Raw genomic sequence first — 20,041 nt, forward strand, 5'->3', positions numbered from 1 at the left:
TAGATCAACATGCGTGATGACATTAAAACCAACGACCGAGCGGCAGCAATCGATGATCAACTTGAAACAGCTTTTGAAGCGGTTATGGAACCCGAACTCGGGGTCGATATTTATAACCTTGGTTTCATTTATGAAGTGTCGCTGGATGATAACGGTCATTGCAGTGTCACGATGACCTTTTCGGAAATGGGCTGTGCTTGTTTAGGGACGGCACCGGAAGAAATCAAAACCGAGTTAAAGAAAATTGATCAGATCAACGACGTCTCAGTCGATATTGTCTGGAAGCCATTATGGCAAATGACCAATATCAGTCGTGTCGGCCGAATTCAATTAGGCATCGCCGTTCGGTAGTTAATAGAAGTAGCACCGCTTAGAAAGCCGTTTTAGTGGCTTCTGGGCGGTGCTTTTTGTTTGCCTGAAGGAAATGGTAGCTGGGCGGAGAAGGTCGGTGGTCACTTACGATTAAGTGGTAGACACTGACGTTGCCAAACGATTCAAAATAGTGTAAAGTAGTACCTTGTGACCGACATAAGTGAACCCAGCACGTTCAAAGTTCTTGCAAAACTACTATAGTATTATGAAGTAATCGTTAACCGGTAACCTAATGATTAGGTGACGAATGCATAATGACTGGTTTTAATGCAGTGACTATGCAAAAAACACCCAAGCATTTAGATACTTACACAAATTATCGTGTAAGCGAGTGACCACGCGGATTCGGGATTGAAAAAAATTACCGAAAATCCTTGTCAAACGGGGATTTATTTTGTATCATAGATAGGTGCTGAATTTCCGGGGCATGCCCCTAGGAGCTTCGCATAGCAAAGCGTTGATGTGAAAGGTTGCGGCACACCCGGCCGCTTTGCCACGGGGTGTGACGGTAATTTTCACGGAGTTAGTCTTATTTTCAAAATAGACGTAAGGAGGGAATCCAATGGCAAAACAAAAAATTCGTATCCGTTTGAAGGCTTACGAACACCGTATCTTAGATCAATCTGCAGAAAAGATTGTTGAAACTGCAAAGCGTACAGGTGCTGAAATTTCAGGACCAATTCCATTACCAACGGAACGTACGATTTACACGGTGCTTCGTTCACCACATAAGTTTAAGAAGTCGCGTGAACAATTCGAAATGCGCACTCACAAACGGTTGATCGATATCGTTAACCCAACGCCAAAGACAGTTGACTCATTAATGAAGTTAGACTTGCCTTCAGGTGTGGATATCGAAATCAAGTTATAATTTAAAGGGTCAAATAAATAAAATTACATTATATCGGAGGTGTACTCATGACCACTAAAGGAATCTTAGGTAAAAAAGTCGGTATGACGCAAGTCTTCACTGAAAATGGCGAATTAATTCCAGTTACTGTTATCGAAACCACTCCTAACGTTGTGTTACAAGTTAAGACGGTTGCCAATGACGGTTACGATGCCATTCAATTAGGTTACGAAGATAAGCGCGATGTTTTAAGTAACAAACCCGAAAAAGGTCATGCAGCAAAAGCAAACACGACTCCTAAGCGCTTCATTCATGAAATCAGAGATGTTGAGCTAGGAGACTACAAGGTAGCAGACGAAGTCAAGGCAGACATTTTTGAAGCCGGTGAGTACGTTGATGTCACTGGTACTACAAAAGGTCATGGTTACCAAGGTAACATTCACAAGGACGGCCAAAGTCGTGGACCTGAAACCCACGGTTCTCGTTACCACCGTCGTCCAGGTTCATTAGGTGCCGTTATCAACCGGGTATTTAAGGGTAAGCTCTTACCAGGCCGGATGGGTAACAACACTCGGACGATCCAAAACTTAAAGATCGTACGTGCTGATGTTGAAAACAATGTTTTATTGGTTAGCGGGAACGTTCCTGGCGCCAACAAGTCATTCGTTGAAATCAAGAGTGCCGTTCGCGCACCTAAGAAATAAGAAAGGAGGAAACGTAAATGACTAGTGTTACTTTATTTAAGCAAGACGGTAGCCAAAATGGTGACGTTACTTTAAACGATGCCATTTTCGCCGTTGAACCAAACGAAAACGTCGTATTTGACACTGTTTTGATGCAACGTGCTTCACTTCGTCAAGGTACTCATGCGGTTAAAAACCGTAGTGCAGTTCGTGGCGGTGGCAAGAAGCCTTGGCGTCAAAAGGGTACTGGCCGTGCACGTGCCGGTTCGACACGTTCACCAATCTGGGTTGGTGGTGGTACCGTATTCGGTCCTACACCACGCTCATACGCTTACCATCTTCCAAAGAAGGTTACGCGTTTAGCATTGAAGTCAGTGCTTTCACAAAAGGTCATTGACAATAGTTTAGTTGTTGTTGATGCATTCAGCTTTGATCAACCAAAGACGAAAGACTTTGCGGCATCATTAGCTAGCTTGAACGTTTCAACTAAAACTTTAGTGGTTCTTGAGGAAGATAACAAGAATGCAGAATTAGCCGCTCGTAACTTAGCTAACGTTAAGGTTATCGATGCTAAGGGGATCAACGTACTTGATGTCATTAACAGTGACAAGCTCGTCTTGACCCAAGCTGCTCTTTCTCAAATCGAGGAGGTGCTCGCATAATGGAAGCACGCGATATTATTTTACGCCCAGTCATTACTGAAGCATCTACCGCTTTACTTGATGACAAGCGTTACACGTTCGACGTAGACGTTCGTGCTACGAAGACCCAAGTTAAAAAAGCAATCGAAGAAATCTTTGACGTTACTGTTGTTAAAGTTAACATCATGAACGTTAAGGGTAAGCTGAAGCGTCAAGGTCGTTACGAAGGCTACACTAAGAAGCGTCGTAAGGCTATCGTGACCTTGTCAGCTGATTCAAAAGAAATCAAGTTATTCGGCGAAGAATAACAATTTATTAATATAGGAGGAAATCAACGTGGCGATTAAAGTATACAAACCAACCAGCAATGGTCGGCGTAATATGACTAGCATTGACTACAGCCAAGTTATCACGAAGTCAAAGCCAGAAAAGTCATTACTCGAATCACAGAGTCACACTGCCGGCCGTAACAACTACGGTCACAAAACGGTTCGTCACCGTGGCGGCGGTAACAAGACTCAATACCGGATCATCGACTTCAAGCGTACTAAAGATGATGTTACTGCAACGGTTAAGGCTATCGAATACGATCCAAACCGGACTGCTAACATTGCATTGTTAGTTTACTCTGACGGTGTGAAGACTTACATCTTAGCACCTAAGGGCCTTAAGGTTGGCGACAAAGTTCAATCTGGTCCAGATGCCGATATCAAAGTTGGTAACGCATTACCATTAAAGAACATTCCTGATGGGACAACGATCCACAACATCGAATTGAAGCCAGGTAAGGGTGGACAATTAGTTCGTTCTGCTGGTGCCTCAGCTCAATTGTTGGGTAAAGAAGGCAAATATGCCCTTGTTCGTTTAACTTCTGGTGAAGTTCGGATGATTCTTGCCGTTAACCGTGCCACTATCGGTACTGTTGGTAACGAAGAACACGGCTTGGTCAACGTTGGTAAAGCCGGTCGTAACCGTTGGGTTGGCAAGCGTCCACAATCTCGTGGGTCTGTTATGAACCCTAACGATCACCCTCATGGTGGTGGTGAAGGTAAAGCGCCTATCGGTCGTCCATCACCATTATCACCATGGGGTAAGAAGACTGCTGGTAAGAAGACTCGTTCTACCAAAGCACGTTCAAACAAGTTTATCGTTCGCCGTAAGGGTCGGAAGTAATCAACTTGTTGCTTAAGAAATCTCACTCATAAGGAGGGTAATCTAATGGGTCGTAGTTTAAAAAAGGGACCATTCGCTGATGAACATCTTTTGAAGAAGATCGATGCACAAAAGGATCAAGATAAGAAGACGGTTATCAAGACTTGGTCACGTCGTTCAACGATTTTCCCAAGTTTCATCGGCTTCACGATCGCTGTTTACGATGGTCGTAAGAACGTTCCAGTGTTCATTCAAGAAGACATGGTTGGTCACAAGTTAGGTGAATTTGTACCAACTCGTACTTTCCGTGGCCATTCTGGCGACGATAAGAAGACAGGAAAATAATAAGGAGGATTAGCTAATGGCTGAACAAGTGACATCAGCAAAGGCAACTGCGAAAACAGTTCGTATTGCCGCACGTAAGGTCCGCCTTGTCGTTGATCTTATCAGAGGTAAGAGCGTGGCCGAAGCGATTGCTATCTTGAAGTTCACCCCTCGTGGTGCTTCACCAATCGTTGAAAAAGTTTTACTTTCAGCAGTTGCAAACGCTGAAAACAATTTTGACTTAGATCGCAGTGATTTAGTTGTCAGCGAAGTCTTTGTCAACGAAGGACCAACCCTTAAGCGGTTCCGTCCTCGTGCCAAAGGTTCTGCTTCACCAATCAACAAGCGTACAAGTCACATCACAGTAGTCGTATCTGAAAAATAGGAGGGATAACGCGTGGGTCAAAAGATTAATCCAACCGGATTGCGTGTCGGCATTATTCGCGACTGGGAAGCAAAGTGGTATGCTGAAAAAGAATTTGCTGCTTACCTTGGCGAAGACCTCAAAATCCGCAAATATATCGAAAAGCGCCTTGCAGATGCCTCAGTCTCAACGGTAGAAATTGAACGTGCCGCTAACCGCGTCAACATTTCAATTCACACCGCTAAGCCTGGTATGGTTATTGGTAAAGGTGGGTCAGAAGTTGAAAATCTCCGTAAGGAATTGAACAACTTAACTGGCAAACGAGTACACATCAACATCATCGAAATCAAGAAACCTGATTTGGATGCAAAATTAGTTGGTGAAAACATTGCACGTCAACTTGAAGGCCGTGTTGCTTTCCGTCGTGCAATGCGTGGGGCAATGCAACGGACGATGCGTTCTGGCGCCAAGGGGATCAAAACCCAAGTTGCTGGTCGTTTAAACGGTGCAGATATGTCTCGTGTTGAAGCTTACTCAGATGGCACTGTGCCTTTGCATACTTTACGTGCAGACATTGATTACGCCTGGGTTGAAGCACACACAACTTACGGTTCATTAGGTGTTAAGACTTGGATCTACCGTGGCGAAATTTTGCCAACTAAGCCTAACGCTGACCAAAATAACAACAAAGGAGGGAAATAAACATGCTAGTACCAAAGCGAGTTAAGCACCGTCGTGAGCACCGCGGTAAGTTACGTGGCGCTGCTAAAGGTGGCAAGTCAGTTGCTTTCGGTGAATACGGTTTGCAAGCATTAGATTCAAGCTGGATCTCAAACCGTCAAATCGAAGCTGCTCGTATTGCCATGACGCGTTACATGAAGCGTGGTGGGAAAGTTTGGATTAAGATTTTCCCTCACAAGTCCTACACTGAAAAAGGTGTCGGCGTTCGTATGGGTAATGGTAAAGGGGCACCTGCAGGTTGGGTTGCACCCGTTAAACGTGAAAAGGTAATGTTTGAAGTCGGTGGCGTTTCTGAAGAAGTTGCACGTGAAGCTTTACGCTTGGCTGCCATGAAACTGCCAGTTCGCACGAAGATCATTACGCGCGAGGAAGTAGGTGGCGAATCAAATGAAGGCTAATGAAATTAAAGAATTAACCACTGCTGAAATGCTTGAAAAAGAAAAAGGCTACAAGGACGAATTATTCAACCTTCGTTTCCAATTAGCTACTGGTCAATTGGAAAACACTGCTCGTTTGAAGCAGGTTCGTAAGAATATTGCACGGATCAAAACTGTGCTTCGTCAACAAGAATTAAGCAAGTAGACTACGATAAGGAGGAATAATTAATGGCTGAAGAACGTAATGCTCGTAAGACATACCGTGGCCGTGTTGTTTCAGATAAGATGGACAAGACGATCACTGTTGCCGTTGAAACTTACAAGAATCATCCAGTATATGGTAAGCGGATCAAGTACACTAAAAAGTACAAAGCCCGTGACGAACAAAACGTTGCCAAGACTGGCGACATTGTTGAAATCATGGAAACTCGTCCATTATCTAAGACTGTTCGTTTCCGACTTCTTGAAGTTGTTGAAAAGGCAGTTATTATCTAGTTTCGACAATTTATCGTATTCTGCTTTACTTAAAAGTGAAAGGAGGACACTACGGTGATCCAACAAGAATCTCGTTTGAAAGTCGCTGACAATTCTGGTGCCCGGGAAATTTTAACTATTAAAGTTTTGGGTGGCTCAAAGCGCCGTTACGCAAGTATCGGGGACGTGATCGTTGCTACGGTTAAACAAGCAACACCAGGTGGCGTTGTCAAAAAGGGACAAGTTGTTAAAGCAGTTGTCGTTCGGACAACTTCTCGTGTACGTCGTGCCGATGGCTCATACATCAAGTTTGATGAAAATGCTGCGGTATTAATCCGTGATGATAAGAGTCCACAAGGCACTCGTATTTTCGGACCAGTTGCGCGTGAATTGCGTGACAATGATTACATGAAGATTGTTTCTTTAGCACCAGAAGTGCTTTAATCGTTTCGAAAATAAGGAGGTGCCAAACAGGATGTTCATTAAAACTGGTGATAAAGTTCGCGTGATCAGTGGTAAGGACAAGGGTAAAGAAGGAACTGTTAAAAAGACCCTTGCTGCCAAGGACCGTGTCATCGTCGAAGGCGTTAACATGATCAAGAAGCATCAAAAAGCTTCTCAAGCCAATCCTCAAGGCGGCATCATTGATACTGAAGCACCAATTCACGTATCTAATGTAATGCTACTTGATCCTTCAACTAACGAACCAACCCGTGTTGGTTTCCGTGTTGAAGACGGCAAAAAAGTTCGTTTCGCCAAGAAGTCCGGCGAAATCATTAAGTAATTAAGGAAGGAGGATTATCAAACTAATGGCTAATCGTTTACAAGAGAAGTACACTAATGAAATCGTTCCATCAATGATTGAAAAGTTTAACTACACTTCAATCATGCAAGCGCCAAAGCTTGACAAGATCGTGTTGAACATGGGTGTCGGTGACGCCACTGCCAACGCAAAGAACTTGGATGAAGCAGTTGAAGAACTTGGATTAATTGCTGGTCAAAAGCCGTTAATCACTAAGGCTAAGAAGTCAATCGCCGGTTTCCGTTTACGTGAAGGTAACGCAATCGGTGCCAAGGTTACATTACGTGGCCAACGTATGTATGAATTCTTAGACAAGTTAGTTAACGTTTCTTTACCACGTGTTCGTGACTTCCATGGTATCAGCTCCCGCGCCTTTGATGGTCGTGGTAACTATACGCTTGGTGTTCGTGAACAATTAATCTTCCCAGAAATCAACTACGATAACGTTAACCGTGTTCGTGGTCTTGACATTGTTATTGTAACAACTGCCAATACTGACGAAGAATCACGCGAGTTGTTAACTCAACTTGGCATGCCATTTACTAAGTAAGGAGGGTATTATTGTGGCTAAAAAATCAATGATTGTTAAGAGTCAGCGTCCTGCTAAATACTCGACACAAGCTTATACGCGTTGCGAACGTTGTGGTCGTCCACATTCAGTTTATCGCAAATTCCACTTATGCCGACTTTGCTTACGGGATCTTGCCCACAAGGGTCAAATTCCTGGCATGAAGAAAGCTAGCTGGTAAAAAGTACACTATAAAGGAGGATAAACGTTAATGTCTATGACTGACCCAATTGCAGACTTCTTGACTCGGATCCGGAACGCCAACATGGTTTACCACGAATCATTAGAAGTACCTGCATCAAAGATGAAGCGCGACATCGCCGAAATCTTGAAGCGTGAAGGCTTCATTCGCGACGTTGAATATATCGAAGACAACAAGCAAGGCATCATCCGCGTATTTCTTAAGTACGGCCGTGACAAGCAACGTGTCATTTCTGGTTTGAAGCGTATTTCAAAGCCAGGGTTACGTACTTACGTTAAGTCAGATGCTGTTCCTAAGGTCCTTAACGGTTTAGGAATTGCCATCATCTCAACATCTGAAGGTGTTGTGACTGACAAAGAAGCTCGCGCAAAGAAAATCGGTGGCGAAGTGCTCGCCTACGTTTGGTAAACTTTTAATAAGTAAGGAGGTGCCTACTCAATGAGTCGTATTGGATACAAGACAGTTACTATTCCAGCCGGTGTAGAAGTTAAGCGTGACGGCAATGACGTTACGGTTAAAGGTCCTAAGGGTGAAATCACTCGGACTTTCTCACCAATCATCACGATGAACGTTTCCGAAGGCGAAGTTAACTTCGATCGTTCAGACAACAACAACAAGACCCGTGCCTTACACGGAACTACTCGTGCCAACTTCAACAACATGGTTGAAGGGGTTACTAAGGGTTTCTCTAAGACCTTAAAGCTTGTCGGTGTTGGTTACCGTGCCCAATTAAAGGGCAAGTTGATCTTAAGTGTGGGTTACTCAAACCCAGTTGAAATGGAAGTTCCTTCAAACTTGAAGGTTGAAGTTCCTGACAACAACACGATCAAGATCGACGGAATCAGCAAGCAAGAAGTCGGTGACTTCGCTGCTGAAATCCGTGCCGTTCGTTCACCAGAACCTTACAAGGGTAAAGGTATTCGTTACGAAAACGAACACATCACTCTTAAAGAAGGTAAAACTGGTAAATAATGCTGCGTAAGCAGTTCACAATAAATTCAAAGAGGTGACTATTTTGATTTCGAAACCAGATAAGAACAAGACACGTCAAAAGCGCCATGGACGCGTTCGTAACAAGATTTCTGGTACTGCAGAGCGCCCACGCTTAAATGTTTTCCGTTCTAACAAAAACATCTACGCTCAAGTAATTGATGACGTAGCGGGTGTGACGCTGGTCAGTGCCTCGACATTAGATAGTGAAGTAGCAGCCGGTAACAAGACGGAACAAGCCCAAGCAGTTGGTAAGCTTGTTGCAGACCGTGCCGCTGCCAAGAAGATTTCCGAAGTTGTCTTTGATCGTGGCGGTTACTTATACCACGGCCGTGTGCAAGCATTGGCAGAAGCAGCTCGTGAAAACGGCTTACAATTCTAAAAAAGGAGGAATAACCACTAATGGCAAAGTTTATCGATCCTGAAAAGTTGGATCTTGAAGACAACGTTGTGTCAATCAACCGGATTACCAAAGTTGTAAAAGGTGGCCGTCGTCTCCGTTTTGCAGCCCTTGTCGTTGTCGGTGATCACAAAGGTCACGTTGGCTTCGGTACTGGTAAAGCTCAGGAAGTTCCTGAAGCAATCCGTAAGGCTGTTGAAGCCGCTCGCAAGAACTTGATTGAAGTGCCTATCGTTGGTACTACTATTCCACATCAAATCATCGGAGTTTACGATGGTGGCCGGATTCTTTTGAAGCCAGCCGCTGAAGGTTCCGGGGTTGCTGCTGGTGGCGCTGTTCGTGCCGTCATGGAACTTGCTGGCGTTGCCGATGTTACAAGTAAGCGTCTTGGCTCAGACACCCCAATCAACGCAATTCGTGCTACCTTCGAAGGCTTAAAGCAATTGAAGCGTGCTGAAGAAGTTGCTGATTTACGTGGCGTCTCAGTTCAACACTTGGCTGAATAGGAGGATCTCAACATGGCTGATTTAAAGGTTACTTTGACTCGCAGTGTCGCACATCGTCTTCCTAAGCAACGTAAGATCGTTCAAGCCCTTGGCTTGCGGAAGATCAGTAGCTCTGTTGTCCTTCCTGACAACGATGCTACTCGCGGTGCGCTTTTCCAAGTTGCACACTTGATCAAAGTTGAAGAAGTTAAATAATTAAAAAATAAGGAGGTGCCTTCATTCATGAAGTTGAACGAATTACAACCATCTGAAGGATCACGTTTTACACGTTCACGTAAAGGCCGTGGTCGTTCTGCTGGTAACGGTAAGACATCCGGTCGTGGTCAAAAGGGCCAAAAGGCTCGTAGCAAGACTCGTCTTGGTTTCGAAGGTGGACAAATGCCTTTGTACCGTCGGATTCCTAAACGCGGCTTTACTAACATTAGCCGTAAAGAATTCGCTATCGTTAACTTAACTACCTTAAACGATCGTTTCGAAGATGGTGCAGAAGTTACTCCTGTAGCATTAGTTGAAGCAGGCATCGTTAAAAACGAAAAAGACGGTATCAAGATTCTTGGTAACGGCGAAATCTCAAAGAAGCTTACGGTTAAAGCGCACAAGTTCTCTGCTAGTGCAACTGCCGCAATCGAAGCTGCAGGCGGTAAAACTGAGGTGATTTAATGCTCTCAACCATGAAAAACGCGTTTAAGGTTAAAGATATTCGAAATAAGATTTTCTTTACACTGATGGTTTTGGTAGTCTTCCGGATTGGCTCGTATATTACTGTTCCTGGGGTTAATGCGAAGGCTTTACAAAGCGTGGCGTCTTCTGGATTGGTCAGCATTTTAAACATGTTCAGTGGTGGCGGTTTGACAAACTACTCCATCTTCGCGATGGGGGTGTCACCGTACATCACCGCTCAAATTGTGATCCAACTTCTACAGATGGATATCGTACCGCGATATGTAGAATGGAGTAAACAAGGTGAAGTCGGTCGGAGAAAGTTAAATCAACATACGCGTTACTTAACGATTATCTTGGCGTTCGTTCAATCAATTGGGATTACGGCTGGGTTTAACACCCTAAGTAGTCTTAATCTGGTGAACAACCCAGGCGTTAAGACTTACGCCATGATTGGTTTAATTTTGACTGGTGGTACAATGCTGACCACTTGGATGGGTGATATGATCACCGACCACGGTTTAGGTAACGGTGTCTCGATGATTATTTTCGCCGGGATTATTGCTAGAATGCCAACCGGGGCTCAACAGTTGTATCAAAATTATCTGACTGATGTTAACTGGCAGAACGTACTGTTTGTCATCGGAATTGTGATCTTGGTCCTCATCATTGTGACGTTTGTGACCTGGGTCCAACAAGCTGATCGGAAGATTCCGATTCAGTATACCCGACGTGTATCAGGTGACCCTGATAGCAGTTATCTACCATTAAAGGTTAACGTTGCCGGCGTGATCCCAGTTATTTTTGCGAGTTCGTTTATTGCAACGCCTCAAACCATCTTGATGGCGTTCGCAAATAACCACTCTGAAGACACGTGGTATCAAGTGATGACTAACATCTTCAACATGCAATCAACTGGTGGCACGATTTTATACACGATTTTAATTATCCTGTTTACTTTCTTCTATGCGTTCGTTCAGGTTAACCCAGAGAAGTTATCCGAAAACTTACAAAAACAAGGAAGTTATATTCCAGGAGTTTGGCCCGGACATGAGACTCAAGTGTATGTTTCAAACTTACTCATGCGTTTGAGTACGGTTGGGGCACTGTTCTTAGGGTTCGTTGCGTTGATTCCATTAATCGCTCAAAACGTTTGGAATCTGGATGAATCAATTGGACTTGGTGGTACTAGTTTACTTATCGTTGTTGGTGTCGCAATTCAAACGATTCAACAGATCGACGGGTTAATGATGAAACGACAATATGTCGGCTTCATCCAAGATCCACGTCCAGCTGAATGAGACGAGTAATGGTGTGGTGACTTGTTCAGCACACCATCTTGTCATTTTGTAGCAGATTACTAGGAGGTAACATAATGTCAATGAATCTGATTTTAATGGGCTTACCTGGTGCAGGTAAGGGAACTCAAGCACAAAAAATTGTCGAAGACTTCGATATTCAGCATATCTCAACTGGTGACATTTTCCGTGAAGCCATGAAAAATGAAACTGAGATGGGTGTTGCTGCTAAGAAGTTCATCGACAAGGGTGAATTGGTTCCTGACGAAGTGACGAACGGTATCGTTCGCGAACGTTTGTCACAAGATGATGTGGCTAACGGCTACATGTTAGATGGTTATCCAAGAACAATTGACCAAGCGGAAGCACTTGATCAATTTGGGACTGAATTGGATCGGAACGTGGATGCCGTTATCAATATCCACGTTGAACCAGAAGTCTTAATTGAACGACTTTCGGGTCGGTTCATTTGTCGGACCTGCGGGGCAACGTATCACAAGATCTACAACCCAACAAAGGTTGAAGGCACTTGTGACGTTTGTGGTGGCCACGACTTTTACCAACGTGAAGATGACAAACCGGCAACGGTTAAGAATCGGTTGGATGTTAACATTAAGATGAACACCCCATTGGTTGATTTCTATCAATCAAAAGGCGTTCTTCATACGGTTGATGGTGACCGCGACATTGACGCAGTTTACCAAGACATCAAAGCGATTTTGAACAAGCTCGCGTAAAACACCTCTGAATCCCGGATTGACTTGCTTCTCAGATTATGGTGTGGTAAACTAACTCAGGTTAGCCTCAATAATTGGGCAAGTCCGGGCACTATTTAAAGATAGTTATCAATCAATCAAGGGGGTACTTTCGTGGCTAAGGACGTCATCGAAGTTGAAGGTAAAGTTACTGAAACGTTGCCTAACGCAATGTTTCGGGTCGAACTAGAAAACGGGCATGAGATTTTAGCGCACGTCTCTGGCAAGATTCGGATGCATTACATCCGAATTTTACCTGGGGACCGCGTTACGGTTGAAATGTCTCCGTACGATTTGACCAAAGGCCGGATCACTTACCGCTTCAAGTAAGTCGATTTTTTGGTTTGGATTAAGACAATAGGAGGTTTAGATTACAATGAAAGTAAGACCATCTGTTAAAAAAATGTGCGATCACTGTAAAGTAATCAAGCGTAAGGGTCGAGTAATGGTTATCTGCTCAGCTAACCCTAAGCACAAACAACGTCAAGGTAAATAATTAAACTATAAACTAGGAGGTGCAACTTAATGGCTCGTATTGCTGGAGTTGACTTGCCACGTGACAAGCGAATCGTCATTGGCTTAACTTACATTTTCGGAATTGGTAACACTACTGCTCAAAAGATCATCGAAGAAACGGGTGTCTCACCAGACGTTCGCGTTCGTGACTTAACCCCTGATGATGAAGACAAGATCCGTGCAGCCGTCGACAACTACCAAGTTGAAGGTGACTTACGTCGTCAAGTAAGCATGAACATCAAGAATCTTCAAGAAATTGGTTCTTACCGTGGCATGCGTCACCGTCGTGGTTTGCCTGTTCGTGGCCAACACACGAAGAACAACGCCCGTACTCGTAAAGGTAAAGCCGTTGCGATTGCTGGTAAGAAGAAATAATCAATTAAAAGGAGGGTATGACATTTTATGGCAACTAGAAAAACTTCGCGCAAACGTCGCGTAAAAAAGAATATCGAGTCCGGTGTTGCTCATATTCACTCAACATTTAACAACACTTTGGTCATGATTACTGACATGCAAGGTAACGCTATTGCGTGGTCATCTGCTGGTTCACTTGGCTTTAAGGGTAGCCGGAAGTCAACACCATTTGCTGCACAAATGGCTGCTGAAGCCGCTGCTAAGGGTTCAATGGAACATGGTATGAAGACTGTGGAAGTTGCTGTCAAGGGTCCTGGTTCTGGCCGTGAAGCCGCAATCCGTGCCTTACAAGCAACTGGTCTTGAAGTTACGGCTATCCGAGACGTAACGCCAGTGCCTCATAATGGTTCTCGTCCTCCAAAGCGCCGTCGTGTATAGTCAATCCCGCGGTTTAGTGGAGATACGAGACCTGAATAATGGGATTAATTTACATGGCTCAATGCGTTTTGAAAGGGGTAAAAGATAAGAATGATCGAATTCGAGAAGCCTAACATTCACAAAATTGAAGAAAGCGACGATTATGGCAAGTTTGTCGTTGAACCGCTCGAACGGGGTTACGGAACTACGTTGGGGAATTCTTTAAGACGAATTCTGCTTTCTTCGCTTCCTGGTGCTGCTGTCACTAGTATTCAAATTGATGGCGTGTTACACGAATTTTCAACTGTTGAAGGTGTCGTGGAAGACGTTACGCAGATTATTTTGAACACAAAGAAGATTTCGCTTAAGCTTGAAGGACCTGACGATGAAATCGAGTCAATGGAAATTGACGTTAAGGGCCCAGCTCAAGTCACTGCCGGTGATATCACCGCTGATAGCGACGTGACGGTATTGAACCCTGATCTTTACATTGCAACTGTCGCGGAAGGTGCAACTTTCCACATGCGTATGACTGCAAACAAGGGTCGTGGCTACGTTTCCGCAGACCGGAACAAGGCTAAGGAAGACATGCCAATCGGCGTTTTGCCTATTGATTCTATTTATACCCCAATCGAACGTGTTAACTATCAAGTTGAAAACACGCGAGTTGGCCAACGGGATGATTACGATAAGCTGACTTTGGATGTTTGGACCGATAGTTCAATTACGCCAAGTGAGTCAATCAGTCTCGCAGCCAAGATTTTAACGGAACACTTAGCAATGTTTGTTGATTTAACTGACGAAGCTAAGAATGCCGAAATCATGGTTGAAAAAGAAGAAACCCACAAGGAAAAGATGCTTGAAATGACCATTGAAGAACTCGACTTGTCAGTTCGGTCATACAACTGTCTTAAGCGTGCCGGGATCAACACTGTTCAAGAGTTGACCAACAAGACTGAAGCCGACATGATGAAGGTTCGTAACTTGGGCCGGAAGTCATTGGAAGAAGTTAAGGCTAAGCTTTCTGATCTTGGGTTATCACTTCGTAAAGAAGATTAATTAAACAAAGGAGGGTATCTACTCATGAGTTACCGTAAATTGCAACGAACAAGTTCACAACGTCGGGCATTATTGCGTGATTTGACTACTGAATTATTGATTCATGGTGAAATCAAGACAACTGAAGCCCGCGCCAAAGAAGTACGTTCTACTACTGACAAGATGATCAGCTTAGGTAAGCGCGGAGACTTGCACGCCCGTCGTCAAGCCGCTGCATTCCTTCGCGACGTTGTTGCAGATGTTAAGGAAGATGGCGATAACATCCAAATCTCAACTGCATTGCAAAAATTGTTTAGCGAAGTAGCACCTAAGTATGCAGATCGTAACGGTGGTTACACCCGGATCTACAAGACCATGCCTCGTCGTGGTGATGGCGCTCAAATGGTTATTTTACAACTTGTTGATTAATTTTAATCAGTAATCGTGACTACGTCTATTGCGTAGTTGCAATAGAATCACACCAAATTTTAGGTATAAAGCGTTATGATGATGAAGGTTTTCAAGTCTAGCTTGAATACGGAATTCTCCGTGCACCTTTAATTTGGTAGTGATTTTTTTGTGCCATAAATTACGGACCAGCTCGCTGGGTGGCTTCGCTTTGCGCGGCTGCTGAGTGAGCGGGTCCGTTTTTACATAGTTTAGAATTGGTCTTATACCGCGACAGCAGACGGACACTTAGCGGCGATTGTTCAAGACGAAAGGGTGCATTACCCCAGTAGAATTTGGTATAATGGCTCTTGAATTGAAAATAAACGGGGAATGACGACATGGCTTTAATCAAGGTGTCACACTTAAGTTACCAATATGCGAATAGTGAAACTAAAGCAGTGGACGACGTTAGCTTTGAAATTGAGGGCGGCGAATGGGTCGCCATTGTTGGCCATAACGGGAGTGGTAAGAGTACCATTGCCAAACTGTTAATTGGCTTGATGGCGGCTGATGACGGAACGGTAGAAGTTGATGGTCAAACCCTCAGCGAAGCCACCGTTTGGCAGATTCGAGAAACCATTGGGATGGTCTTTCAGAACCCGGATAACCAGTTTGTTGGTGCAACGGTGGCTGATGATGTGGCGTTTGGGATGGAGAACCGCCAAGTGGACCGGGACACGATGGTACCACGGGTTGAATCGGCTCTCAAACAGGTTGGTATGTGGGACTTTAAGGACCGGGAACCAGCTAAGTTATCCGGTGGTCAAAAACAACGCGTCGCGCTGGCGGGGATTATTGCGGTCGCGCCGAAGATTTTGATTTTAGATGAAGCGACTAGCATGCTGGATCCACAAGGGCGGCGCGACATTTTACGCACCATCAAGGAACTTAAGGACCGACTCAATTTAACGGTGTTGTCGATCACCCACGATATTGATGAAGCGGCCAACGCTGATCGCATCATGGTGATTGATGACGGGCACTTCGTTGAAGAAGCGGACCCTGAAACAATTTTCAGTCACGGCCAACGGTTGATTGAAATGGGGCTTGATGTGCCGTTTTCTGAGAAATTAAAACTTGCGTTAGCTGACCGGGGCGTTGCCGTTCCGAACAACTACCTCGATGAAGGGAGTCTAGTGGACTGGTTATGGACATCACATTCCAACACGTAAATTATTGGTATCAAGCTGGGACGCCCTTTGCGGTGCAGGCCCTAACTGATATTGATCTGACAATTGCCAGCGATACCTTTACGGCGGTGATTGGTCAGACCGGTAGTGGCAAGTCAACCATGATCCAACACCTAGATGCCTTGTTGAAGCCAACTGAAGGTACCGTTGCGATTGGAGATCGGCTGATTGATCACACCACGAAAAATAAGCATTTAAAACCGGTTCGTAAAAAGGTGGGGATCGTGTTCCAGTTTCCCGAGAACCAGTTATTCGAAGAAACGGTCATCAAGGATATTGCCTTTGGTCCACAGAACTTTGGTGTTAGTGAGGCTGATGCCACCAAGTTGGCCCGTGAAAAGGCTGAACTGGTTGGGTTGGATGCATCACTACTGGAACGGTCACCGTTTGATTTGTCCGGTGGGCAGATGCGGCGGGTCGCGATTGCTGGGGTGTTGGCTCTGGAACCGGAAGTGCTGGTGTTAGATGAACCAACGGCCGGCTTAGATCCGCGAGGTCGTTTGGAAATCATGAGTTTGTTGACCAAATTACGGACCGAACAGCACCTGACGATCGTGTTGATCACCCACCAAATGGATGACGTGGCCAACTACGCGGATCACGTCATCGTGATGGCGCACGGGCAGGTTGTGAAGCAAGGAACACCGCGAGACATTTTCAGTGACCCTGAGTGGTTGGCCAACTACCAACTGGAGATGCCATCGGCGACTCGGTTTGCACAACGGTTGGGTGAGCGTGGCTTCCACTTTGACCCCTTGCCATTGACCGAGGCTGAGTTAGCTGACCAGTTAATGGGGCAACTCCCAAAGGAGGCGACTCCTCATGGATAAATTCCTGTTTGGCCGCTATATTCCAGGCCATTCCTGGGTGCACCGGTTGGATCCGCGAGCGAAGTTAGTGCTCTGTTTCATGTACGTCTTAGTGGTGTTCTTTGCTAATAACCTGTGGACCTACTTATTGTTGACGGTGTTACTATTGGCTTCGGTTGCTGCAACGGCGATTTCACTGCGAATCTTTTTGCGGGGGTTACGGCCATTACTGTGGCTGCTGATCTTTACCGTGCTGATCCAAGTCTTCTTCGGTGCCGGTGGTCACGTTTACTGGTCGTGGGGGATCTTATCGGTGACCCATGATGGGTTGATCAGTGCCGGTTTGATTCTGATGCGGTTTGTGCTGATCATCATGATCTCCACGTTACTGACTTTTTCAACGGCACCGTTGGACATTGCGGACGGTATCGAATCGTTGTTGTCGCCGTTACGCAAGGTGCATTTTCCCGTAGCGACCCTAGCGTTGATGCTGTCATTAGCGCTGCGGTTTGTGCCGACTTTGATGGATGAAGCTGAGAAGATCATGAACGCGCAACGGGCGCGGGGCGTTGATTTTGGCACTGGTGGCTTGAAGCAACAGATCAAGACCATTGTGCCGATCCTCATTCCGCTGTTTGTGAACGCGTTTAACCGAGCCGTGGACATTTCCACCGCCATGGAAGCGCGGGGCTATCAGGACGGTGAAAATCGGACCAAATACCGTCAATTGAAGTGGCAGCGAGCTGACACCATTAGTTTATTGGTGTACGTTGTCAGTTTAGCCGGCGTTATCGGGTTACGGTTCGTTGCCTAACCGGGTTAATTTAAGTGAACAATGACGGGCGCGGCCGACGAGTTGTTGGGCCGTGCTTTTGTGAGTTAAGGAGAACGAAATTTGAGATATAAAGTAACGATTGCCTATGATGGCACGAACTTTGCGGGTTTTCAGCGCCAACCAAACCAACGGACGGTTGAAAGCGAGCTGACGAAGGTCGTGAATAAGATGGCTAAGCATCCGGAACCAGCGATTGAAGTTTACGGTTCTGGGCGGACGGATGCCGGGGTGCACGCGTTAGGTCAAGTGGTGCATTTTGACATGCCGTTTAATTTGCCGCCTGACAACATGCGAAAAGGCTTGAACAGCATGTTGCCGATGGACATGGAAGTGCTGGCGGTGGCGCAGGTTGATGAGACCTTCCACGCCCGGTACAGTGTGTCGGGGAAGCGGTACTTGTACCGGATGGACCTCGGTGAATTCCGGAATCCGTTTAAACGCAACTACACTGGCCACTGGAAGTTTCCGGTGGATGTGGATCGGATCAACGAAGCGGCCAAAGACCTCATCGGCGAACACGACTTTACGAGTTTTGTGGCGTCGGGTTCCGGCGCCCGGACGAATTTTCGAACGATCTATGAAGCCGGCTGCCACCTTGATGAAGCGAACAACGAGCTGGTCTTTGAATTTTACGGTAACGGCTTCTTATACAATCAAGTTCGAATCATGGTAGGGGTGTTGGTTGAAATCGGTGCGGGTACGCGACCGGTGGATGGCATTCAACAGCTTTACCAATTGAATGACCGCCGATATGCGCGGCGAACGGTGCCGGCTAGCGGATTGTATTTAAAACACGTTTACTACGAAGGCGACGATCCGGCACACCCGACTAAGTTGCCTAAGCACCAGCGATAGGCGAAATTAACGCAAATACCGTTAAAGTTGAAGGAATGGCTTGACTTTGGGTTGGTAAATTTGTATTATGGAACATGGTATTGTTTACCCCACGAATAAGCCCCGGAAACTTGTTATTGGTTGTAAACAAACACTGAAATTGGAGGAAATTAATCGTGCGTACAACATATATGGCTAAACCAGGTGACGTGGATCGCAAGTGGTACGTCGTTGATGCTACTGATGTTCCTTTGGGACGTCTTGCATCAGCTGTCGCTAACATCTTACGTGGTAAGAACAAGCCTACGTTCACCCCAAATGTAGATACTGGTGATCACGTTATCGTGATCAACGCAAGTAAAGTTGCTTTAACGGGTAAGAAGGCTTCACGGAAGATCTATTACCACCATACGAACCACCCAGGCGGTTTAAAGCAACGCACTGCTGGTGATTTTCGTGAGAAGGATCCAGAAAAGTTAATTGAGACTTCTGTCAAGGGTATGCTTCCTCATACTTCATTAGGTCACAAGATCGGCTTGAAGCTTCACGTTTACGCTGGCGACCAACATGACAATGCTGCTCAAAAGCCTGAAGTTTTGGACATTACTAACCTAATTTAAGGAGGAAATTATATTGGCTCAAGTACAATATCGCGGCACTGGCCGTCGTAAAAACTCTGTTGCCCGTGTACGTTTAGTACCAGGTACTGGTAAGATCGTTATGAACGACAAAGCAATCGAAGAATACATTCCATTTGCTAACTTACGTGAAGTGGTTGTTCAACCATTTAACGTTACTGAAACGCTTGGTAACTATGACGTTTTAGCTAACGTCAACGGTGGTGGCTTCTCAGGCCAAGCCGGCGCAGTTCGTCACGGGATCGCCCGTGCATTGCTCGAAGTTGACCCAGATTTCCGCGGTCCTTTGAAGCGTGCCGGTCTTTTGACTCGTGATGCACGTATGAAAGAACGGAAGAAGCCAGGTCTTAAGAAAGCTCGTAAGGCTGGTCAATTCTCAAAGCGTTAAGATTTATTTCTTCTCGCCTTCAAAAAGCACTTTCCCGTTTGGGAGGGTGTTTTTTTTGTAGAGCAGAGCGTGACAAAAAGCGGTTAAAGAGCGGAGCGTAAGGGGCAAGGGCCATTAAGTCGTGGGTTTTCGACTTGATGGCCCTTGCCCCTTACGTGCAGCTCTTTGCTTTTTGGCGCGCGTTTCGGCACGGGTAGCCAAAAAAAGCGTAACTAAAACACAGACAAAACCAACACAAATACGACACAACAGAAAGTTAGCTCACAGTAAATGATTTCCTGCACTATATCATAATACGAACGCAGGTAGTTATACCCATCGTTGCGTTTCAGTAACCCCACAATACCCGTTAAAACGATTATAAGGGTGATTTCGGCTTGAATAATTAAAAATTGAATAATTTACACCACCCG

The 20,041-nt window shown here is 45.3% G+C and carries 36 protein-coding genes; all 36 read left to right on the top strand.

Annotation, left to right across the window (positions count from 1 at the left end; genetic code table 11):
* Nucleotides 1–9 precede the first annotated feature (9 nt).
* Nucleotides 10–351 (top strand): metal-sulfur cluster assembly factor, encoded by a 342-nt coding sequence (locus ACYVR3_RS04995; RefSeq protein WP_461243353.1) that lies wholly within the window; start codon nucleotides 10–12, stop codon nucleotides 349–351.
* A 583-nt stretch (nucleotides 352–934) separates the two neighbouring features.
* Nucleotides 935–1,243 (top strand): 30S ribosomal protein S10, encoded by a 309-nt coding sequence (rpsJ, locus tag ACYVR3_RS05000; protein ID WP_054709151.1) that lies wholly within the window; start codon nucleotides 935–937, stop codon nucleotides 1,241–1,243.
* 47 nt (nucleotides 1,244–1,290) lie between these two features.
* On the top strand, nucleotides 1,291–1,926 hold the full coding sequence (rplC, locus tag ACYVR3_RS05005) for a 50S ribosomal protein L3 (protein ID WP_054734049.1): 636 nt from the start codon (nucleotides 1,291–1,293) through the stop codon (nucleotides 1,924–1,926).
* 17 nt (nucleotides 1,927–1,943) lie between these two features.
* Entirely contained in the window at nucleotides 1,944–2,567 is a 624-nt protein-coding gene (rplD, locus tag ACYVR3_RS05010; protein WP_057151905.1) for a 50S ribosomal protein L4, read from the top strand.
* A complete protein-coding gene (gene rplW / locus ACYVR3_RS05015) occupies nucleotides 2,567–2,854 on the top strand; it encodes a 50S ribosomal protein L23 (protein ID WP_054734046.1) in 288 nt (95 codons plus the stop codon). The genes rplD and rplW overlap by 1 nt, the downstream gene beginning before the upstream one ends.
* A 28-nt stretch (nucleotides 2,855–2,882) precedes the next feature.
* Nucleotides 2,883–3,719, top strand: coding sequence for a 50S ribosomal protein L2 (rplB, locus tag ACYVR3_RS05020; protein WP_054734043.1), 837 nt, complete (start codon nucleotides 2,883–2,885; stop codon nucleotides 3,717–3,719).
* A 45-nt stretch (nucleotides 3,720–3,764) separates the two neighbouring features.
* Complete coding sequence (gene rpsS / locus ACYVR3_RS05025) at nucleotides 3,765–4,043, top strand: 30S ribosomal protein S19 (RefSeq protein ID WP_054734040.1); 279 nt, start codon at nucleotides 3,765–3,767, stop codon at nucleotides 4,041–4,043.
* A 16-nt stretch (nucleotides 4,044–4,059) separates the two neighbouring features.
* Complete coding sequence (rplV, locus tag ACYVR3_RS05030) at nucleotides 4,060–4,407, top strand: 50S ribosomal protein L22 (RefSeq protein ID WP_054734036.1); 348 nt, start codon at nucleotides 4,060–4,062, stop codon at nucleotides 4,405–4,407.
* A gap of 12 nt (nucleotides 4,408–4,419) precedes the next feature.
* Nucleotides 4,420–5,088 carry a 30S ribosomal protein S3 gene (rpsC, locus tag ACYVR3_RS05035; RefSeq protein WP_054734033.1) on the top strand — a complete coding sequence of 223 codons (669 nt, stop codon included), beginning with the start codon at nucleotides 4,420–4,422 and terminating at the stop codon, nucleotides 5,086–5,088.
* 2 nt (nucleotides 5,089–5,090) lie between these two features.
* On the top strand, nucleotides 5,091–5,525 hold the full coding sequence (gene rplP / locus ACYVR3_RS05040) for a 50S ribosomal protein L16 (protein WP_054734030.1): 435 nt from the start codon (nucleotides 5,091–5,093) through the stop codon (nucleotides 5,523–5,525).
* Nucleotides 5,515–5,709 carry a 50S ribosomal protein L29 gene (gene rpmC / locus ACYVR3_RS05045; protein ID WP_054734027.1) on the top strand — a complete coding sequence of 65 codons (195 nt, stop codon included), beginning with the start codon at nucleotides 5,515–5,517 and terminating at the stop codon, nucleotides 5,707–5,709. Before rplP ends, rpmC begins: the two co-directional genes overlap by 11 nt.
* Before the next feature lie 23 nt (nucleotides 5,710–5,732).
* Nucleotides 5,733–5,999 carry a 30S ribosomal protein S17 gene (gene rpsQ / locus ACYVR3_RS05050; protein WP_054734026.1) on the top strand — a complete coding sequence of 89 codons (267 nt, stop codon included), beginning with the start codon at nucleotides 5,733–5,735 and terminating at the stop codon, nucleotides 5,997–5,999.
* A gap of 54 nt (nucleotides 6,000–6,053) precedes the next feature.
* Nucleotides 6,054–6,422 carry a 50S ribosomal protein L14 gene (rplN, locus tag ACYVR3_RS05055; RefSeq protein ID WP_054734024.1) on the top strand — a complete coding sequence of 123 codons (369 nt, stop codon included), beginning with the start codon at nucleotides 6,054–6,056 and terminating at the stop codon, nucleotides 6,420–6,422.
* Between the two features lie 31 nt (nucleotides 6,423–6,453).
* Nucleotides 6,454–6,762, top strand: coding sequence for a 50S ribosomal protein L24 (gene rplX, locus ACYVR3_RS05060; RefSeq protein ID WP_054734022.1), 309 nt, complete (start codon nucleotides 6,454–6,456; stop codon nucleotides 6,760–6,762).
* A 25-nt stretch (nucleotides 6,763–6,787) separates the two neighbouring features.
* Nucleotides 6,788–7,330, top strand: coding sequence for a 50S ribosomal protein L5 (gene rplE / locus ACYVR3_RS05065; protein WP_057151904.1), 543 nt, complete (start codon nucleotides 6,788–6,790; stop codon nucleotides 7,328–7,330).
* Nucleotides 7,331–7,343: 13 nt separating this feature from the next.
* Nucleotides 7,344–7,529 (top strand): type Z 30S ribosomal protein S14, encoded by a 186-nt coding sequence (locus ACYVR3_RS05070; RefSeq protein WP_082624472.1) that lies wholly within the window; start codon nucleotides 7,344–7,346, stop codon nucleotides 7,527–7,529.
* 30 nt (nucleotides 7,530–7,559) lie between these two features.
* The gene (gene rpsH, locus ACYVR3_RS05075) at nucleotides 7,560–7,958 is read left to right on the top strand and encodes a 30S ribosomal protein S8 (protein ID WP_054700913.1); all 399 of its coding nucleotides are present in this window, start codon (nucleotides 7,560–7,562) and stop codon (nucleotides 7,956–7,958) included.
* A gap of 30 nt (nucleotides 7,959–7,988) precedes the next feature.
* A complete protein-coding gene (gene rplF, locus ACYVR3_RS05080; RefSeq protein WP_054734015.1) occupies nucleotides 7,989–8,522 on the top strand; it encodes a 50S ribosomal protein L6 in 534 nt (177 codons plus the stop codon).
* A 34-nt stretch (nucleotides 8,523–8,556) separates the two neighbouring features.
* The gene (gene rplR / locus ACYVR3_RS05085) at nucleotides 8,557–8,922 is read left to right on the top strand and encodes a 50S ribosomal protein L18 (protein WP_054734012.1); all 366 of its coding nucleotides are present in this window, start codon (nucleotides 8,557–8,559) and stop codon (nucleotides 8,920–8,922) included.
* A 20-nt stretch (nucleotides 8,923–8,942) separates the two neighbouring features.
* Nucleotides 8,943–9,446, top strand: a complete 504-nt coding sequence (rpsE, locus tag ACYVR3_RS05090) for a 30S ribosomal protein S5 (RefSeq protein ID WP_054734009.1) — start codon at nucleotides 8,943–8,945, stop codon at nucleotides 9,444–9,446.
* Between the two features lie 12 nt (nucleotides 9,447–9,458).
* Nucleotides 9,459–9,641: a 50S ribosomal protein L30 gene (gene rpmD / locus ACYVR3_RS05095; protein WP_054734006.1), complete on the top strand. Its 183-nt coding sequence runs from the start codon at nucleotides 9,459–9,461 to the stop codon at nucleotides 9,639–9,641.
* 27 nt (nucleotides 9,642–9,668) lie between these two features.
* Entirely contained in the window at nucleotides 9,669–10,106 is a 438-nt protein-coding gene (gene rplO / locus ACYVR3_RS05100; protein ID WP_054734003.1) for a 50S ribosomal protein L15, read from the top strand.
* Entirely contained in the window at nucleotides 10,106–11,407 is a 1,302-nt protein-coding gene (gene secY, locus ACYVR3_RS05105; RefSeq protein ID WP_461243354.1) for a preprotein translocase subunit SecY, read from the top strand. The genes rplO and secY overlap by 1 nt, the downstream gene beginning before the upstream one ends.
* A 74-nt stretch (nucleotides 11,408–11,481) precedes the next feature.
* Entirely contained in the window at nucleotides 11,482–12,141 is a 660-nt protein-coding gene (locus ACYVR3_RS05110) for an adenylate kinase (protein WP_054734001.1), read from the top strand.
* Nucleotides 12,142–12,273: 132 nt separating this feature from the next.
* Nucleotides 12,274–12,489 (top strand): translation initiation factor IF-1, encoded by a 216-nt coding sequence (infA, locus tag ACYVR3_RS05115; protein WP_010619611.1) that lies wholly within the window; start codon nucleotides 12,274–12,276, stop codon nucleotides 12,487–12,489.
* Between the two features lie 46 nt (nucleotides 12,490–12,535).
* Complete coding sequence (gene rpmJ / locus ACYVR3_RS05120) at nucleotides 12,536–12,655, top strand: 50S ribosomal protein L36 (RefSeq protein WP_054709090.1); 120 nt, start codon at nucleotides 12,536–12,538, stop codon at nucleotides 12,653–12,655.
* Nucleotides 12,656–12,684: 29 nt separating this feature from the next.
* Entirely contained in the window at nucleotides 12,685–13,050 is a 366-nt protein-coding gene (gene rpsM / locus ACYVR3_RS05125) for a 30S ribosomal protein S13 (RefSeq protein ID WP_054733999.1), read from the top strand.
* Between the two features lie 27 nt (nucleotides 13,051–13,077).
* Nucleotides 13,078–13,467, top strand: a complete 390-nt coding sequence (gene rpsK / locus ACYVR3_RS05130; protein WP_054700933.1) for a 30S ribosomal protein S11 — start codon at nucleotides 13,078–13,080, stop codon at nucleotides 13,465–13,467.
* 90 nt (nucleotides 13,468–13,557) lie between these two features.
* A complete protein-coding gene (locus ACYVR3_RS05135) occupies nucleotides 13,558–14,505 on the top strand; it encodes a DNA-directed RNA polymerase subunit alpha (protein WP_054733993.1) in 948 nt (315 codons plus the stop codon).
* A gap of 24 nt (nucleotides 14,506–14,529) precedes the next feature.
* The gene (gene rplQ / locus ACYVR3_RS05140; protein ID WP_054733992.1) at nucleotides 14,530–14,913 is read left to right on the top strand and encodes a 50S ribosomal protein L17; all 384 of its coding nucleotides are present in this window, start codon (nucleotides 14,530–14,532) and stop codon (nucleotides 14,911–14,913) included.
* Nucleotides 14,914–15,272: 359 nt separating this feature from the next.
* Complete coding sequence (locus ACYVR3_RS05145; protein WP_461243355.1) at nucleotides 15,273–16,106, top strand: energy-coupling factor ABC transporter ATP-binding protein; 834 nt, start codon at nucleotides 15,273–15,275, stop codon at nucleotides 16,104–16,106.
* Nucleotides 16,082–16,954: an energy-coupling factor ABC transporter ATP-binding protein gene (locus ACYVR3_RS05150; protein ID WP_461243356.1), complete on the top strand. Its 873-nt coding sequence runs from the start codon at nucleotides 16,082–16,084 to the stop codon at nucleotides 16,952–16,954. The genes ACYVR3_RS05145 and ACYVR3_RS05150 overlap by 25 nt, the downstream gene beginning before the upstream one ends.
* A complete protein-coding gene (locus ACYVR3_RS05155) occupies nucleotides 16,947–17,747 on the top strand; it encodes an energy-coupling factor transporter transmembrane component T family protein (RefSeq protein ID WP_461243357.1) in 801 nt (266 codons plus the stop codon). The genes ACYVR3_RS05150 and ACYVR3_RS05155 overlap by 8 nt, the downstream gene beginning before the upstream one ends.
* 81 nt (nucleotides 17,748–17,828) lie before the next feature.
* Nucleotides 17,829–18,623 carry a tRNA pseudouridine(38-40) synthase TruA gene (gene truA, locus ACYVR3_RS05160; protein WP_461243358.1) on the top strand — a complete coding sequence of 265 codons (795 nt, stop codon included), beginning with the start codon at nucleotides 17,829–17,831 and terminating at the stop codon, nucleotides 18,621–18,623.
* Between the two features lie 155 nt (nucleotides 18,624–18,778).
* Nucleotides 18,779–19,222 (top strand): 50S ribosomal protein L13, encoded by a 444-nt coding sequence (rplM, locus tag ACYVR3_RS05165; RefSeq protein ID WP_054733981.1) that lies wholly within the window; start codon nucleotides 18,779–18,781, stop codon nucleotides 19,220–19,222.
* Between the two features lie 13 nt (nucleotides 19,223–19,235).
* Complete coding sequence (rpsI, locus tag ACYVR3_RS05170) at nucleotides 19,236–19,628, top strand: 30S ribosomal protein S9 (protein WP_054733978.1); 393 nt, start codon at nucleotides 19,236–19,238, stop codon at nucleotides 19,626–19,628.
* Nucleotides 19,629–20,041: the final 413 nt, after the last annotated feature.

This window comes from Secundilactobacillus muriivasis (genome assembly GCF_054785195.1).

Bases quoted from the DNA above. Each gene is read 5' to 3' on its own strand.
- ACYVR3_RS04995 (WP_461243353.1), top strand. From the start codon at position 10: ATGCGTGATGACATTAAAACCAACGACCGAGCGGCAGCAATCGATGAT.
- rpsJ (WP_054709151.1), top strand. From the start codon at position 935: ATGGCAAAACAAAAAATTCGTATCCGTTTGAAGGCTTACGAACACCGT.
- rplC (WP_054734049.1), top strand. From the start codon at position 1,291: ATGACCACTAAAGGAATCTTAGGTAAAAAAGTCGGTATGACGCAAGTC.
- rplD (WP_057151905.1), top strand. From the start codon at position 1,944: ATGACTAGTGTTACTTTATTTAAGCAAGACGGTAGCCAAAATGGTGAC.
- rplW (WP_054734046.1), top strand. From the start codon at position 2,567: ATGGAAGCACGCGATATTATTTTACGCCCAGTCATTACTGAAGCATCT.
- rpsS (WP_054734040.1), top strand. From the start codon at position 3,765: ATGGGTCGTAGTTTAAAAAAGGGACCATTCGCTGATGAACATCTTTTG.
- rplV (WP_054734036.1), top strand. From the start codon at position 4,060: ATGGCTGAACAAGTGACATCAGCAAAGGCAACTGCGAAAACAGTTCGT.
- rplP (WP_054734030.1), top strand. From the start codon at position 5,091: ATGCTAGTACCAAAGCGAGTTAAGCACCGTCGTGAGCACCGCGGTAAG.
- rpmC (WP_054734027.1), top strand. From the start codon at position 5,515: ATGAAGGCTAATGAAATTAAAGAATTAACCACTGCTGAAATGCTTGAA.
- rpsQ (WP_054734026.1), top strand. From the start codon at position 5,733: ATGGCTGAAGAACGTAATGCTCGTAAGACATACCGTGGCCGTGTTGTT.
- rplX (WP_054734022.1), top strand. From the start codon at position 6,454: ATGTTCATTAAAACTGGTGATAAAGTTCGCGTGATCAGTGGTAAGGAC.
- rplE (WP_057151904.1), top strand. From the start codon at position 6,788: ATGGCTAATCGTTTACAAGAGAAGTACACTAATGAAATCGTTCCATCA.
- rpsH (WP_054700913.1), top strand. From the start codon at position 7,560: ATGTCTATGACTGACCCAATTGCAGACTTCTTGACTCGGATCCGGAAC.
- rplF (WP_054734015.1), top strand. From the start codon at position 7,989: ATGAGTCGTATTGGATACAAGACAGTTACTATTCCAGCCGGTGTAGAA.
- rpsE (WP_054734009.1), top strand. From the start codon at position 8,943: ATGGCAAAGTTTATCGATCCTGAAAAGTTGGATCTTGAAGACAACGTT.
- rpmD (WP_054734006.1), top strand. From the start codon at position 9,459: ATGGCTGATTTAAAGGTTACTTTGACTCGCAGTGTCGCACATCGTCTT.
- rplO (WP_054734003.1), top strand. From the start codon at position 9,669: ATGAAGTTGAACGAATTACAACCATCTGAAGGATCACGTTTTACACGT.
- secY (WP_461243354.1), top strand. From the start codon at position 10,106: ATGCTCTCAACCATGAAAAACGCGTTTAAGGTTAAAGATATTCGAAAT.
- ACYVR3_RS05110 (WP_054734001.1), top strand. From the start codon at position 11,482: ATGTCAATGAATCTGATTTTAATGGGCTTACCTGGTGCAGGTAAGGGA.
- rpmJ (WP_054709090.1), top strand. From the start codon at position 12,536: ATGAAAGTAAGACCATCTGTTAAAAAAATGTGCGATCACTGTAAAGTA.
- rpsM (WP_054733999.1), top strand. From the start codon at position 12,685: ATGGCTCGTATTGCTGGAGTTGACTTGCCACGTGACAAGCGAATCGTC.
- rpsK (WP_054700933.1), top strand. From the start codon at position 13,078: ATGGCAACTAGAAAAACTTCGCGCAAACGTCGCGTAAAAAAGAATATC.
- ACYVR3_RS05135 (WP_054733993.1), top strand. From the start codon at position 13,558: ATGATCGAATTCGAGAAGCCTAACATTCACAAAATTGAAGAAAGCGAC.
- rplQ (WP_054733992.1), top strand. From the start codon at position 14,530: ATGAGTTACCGTAAATTGCAACGAACAAGTTCACAACGTCGGGCATTA.
- ACYVR3_RS05145 (WP_461243355.1), top strand. From the start codon at position 15,273: ATGGCTTTAATCAAGGTGTCACACTTAAGTTACCAATATGCGAATAGT.
- ACYVR3_RS05150 (WP_461243356.1), top strand. From the start codon at position 16,082: ATGGACATCACATTCCAACACGTAAATTATTGGTATCAAGCTGGGACG.
- ACYVR3_RS05155 (WP_461243357.1), top strand. From the start codon at position 16,947: ATGGATAAATTCCTGTTTGGCCGCTATATTCCAGGCCATTCCTGGGTG.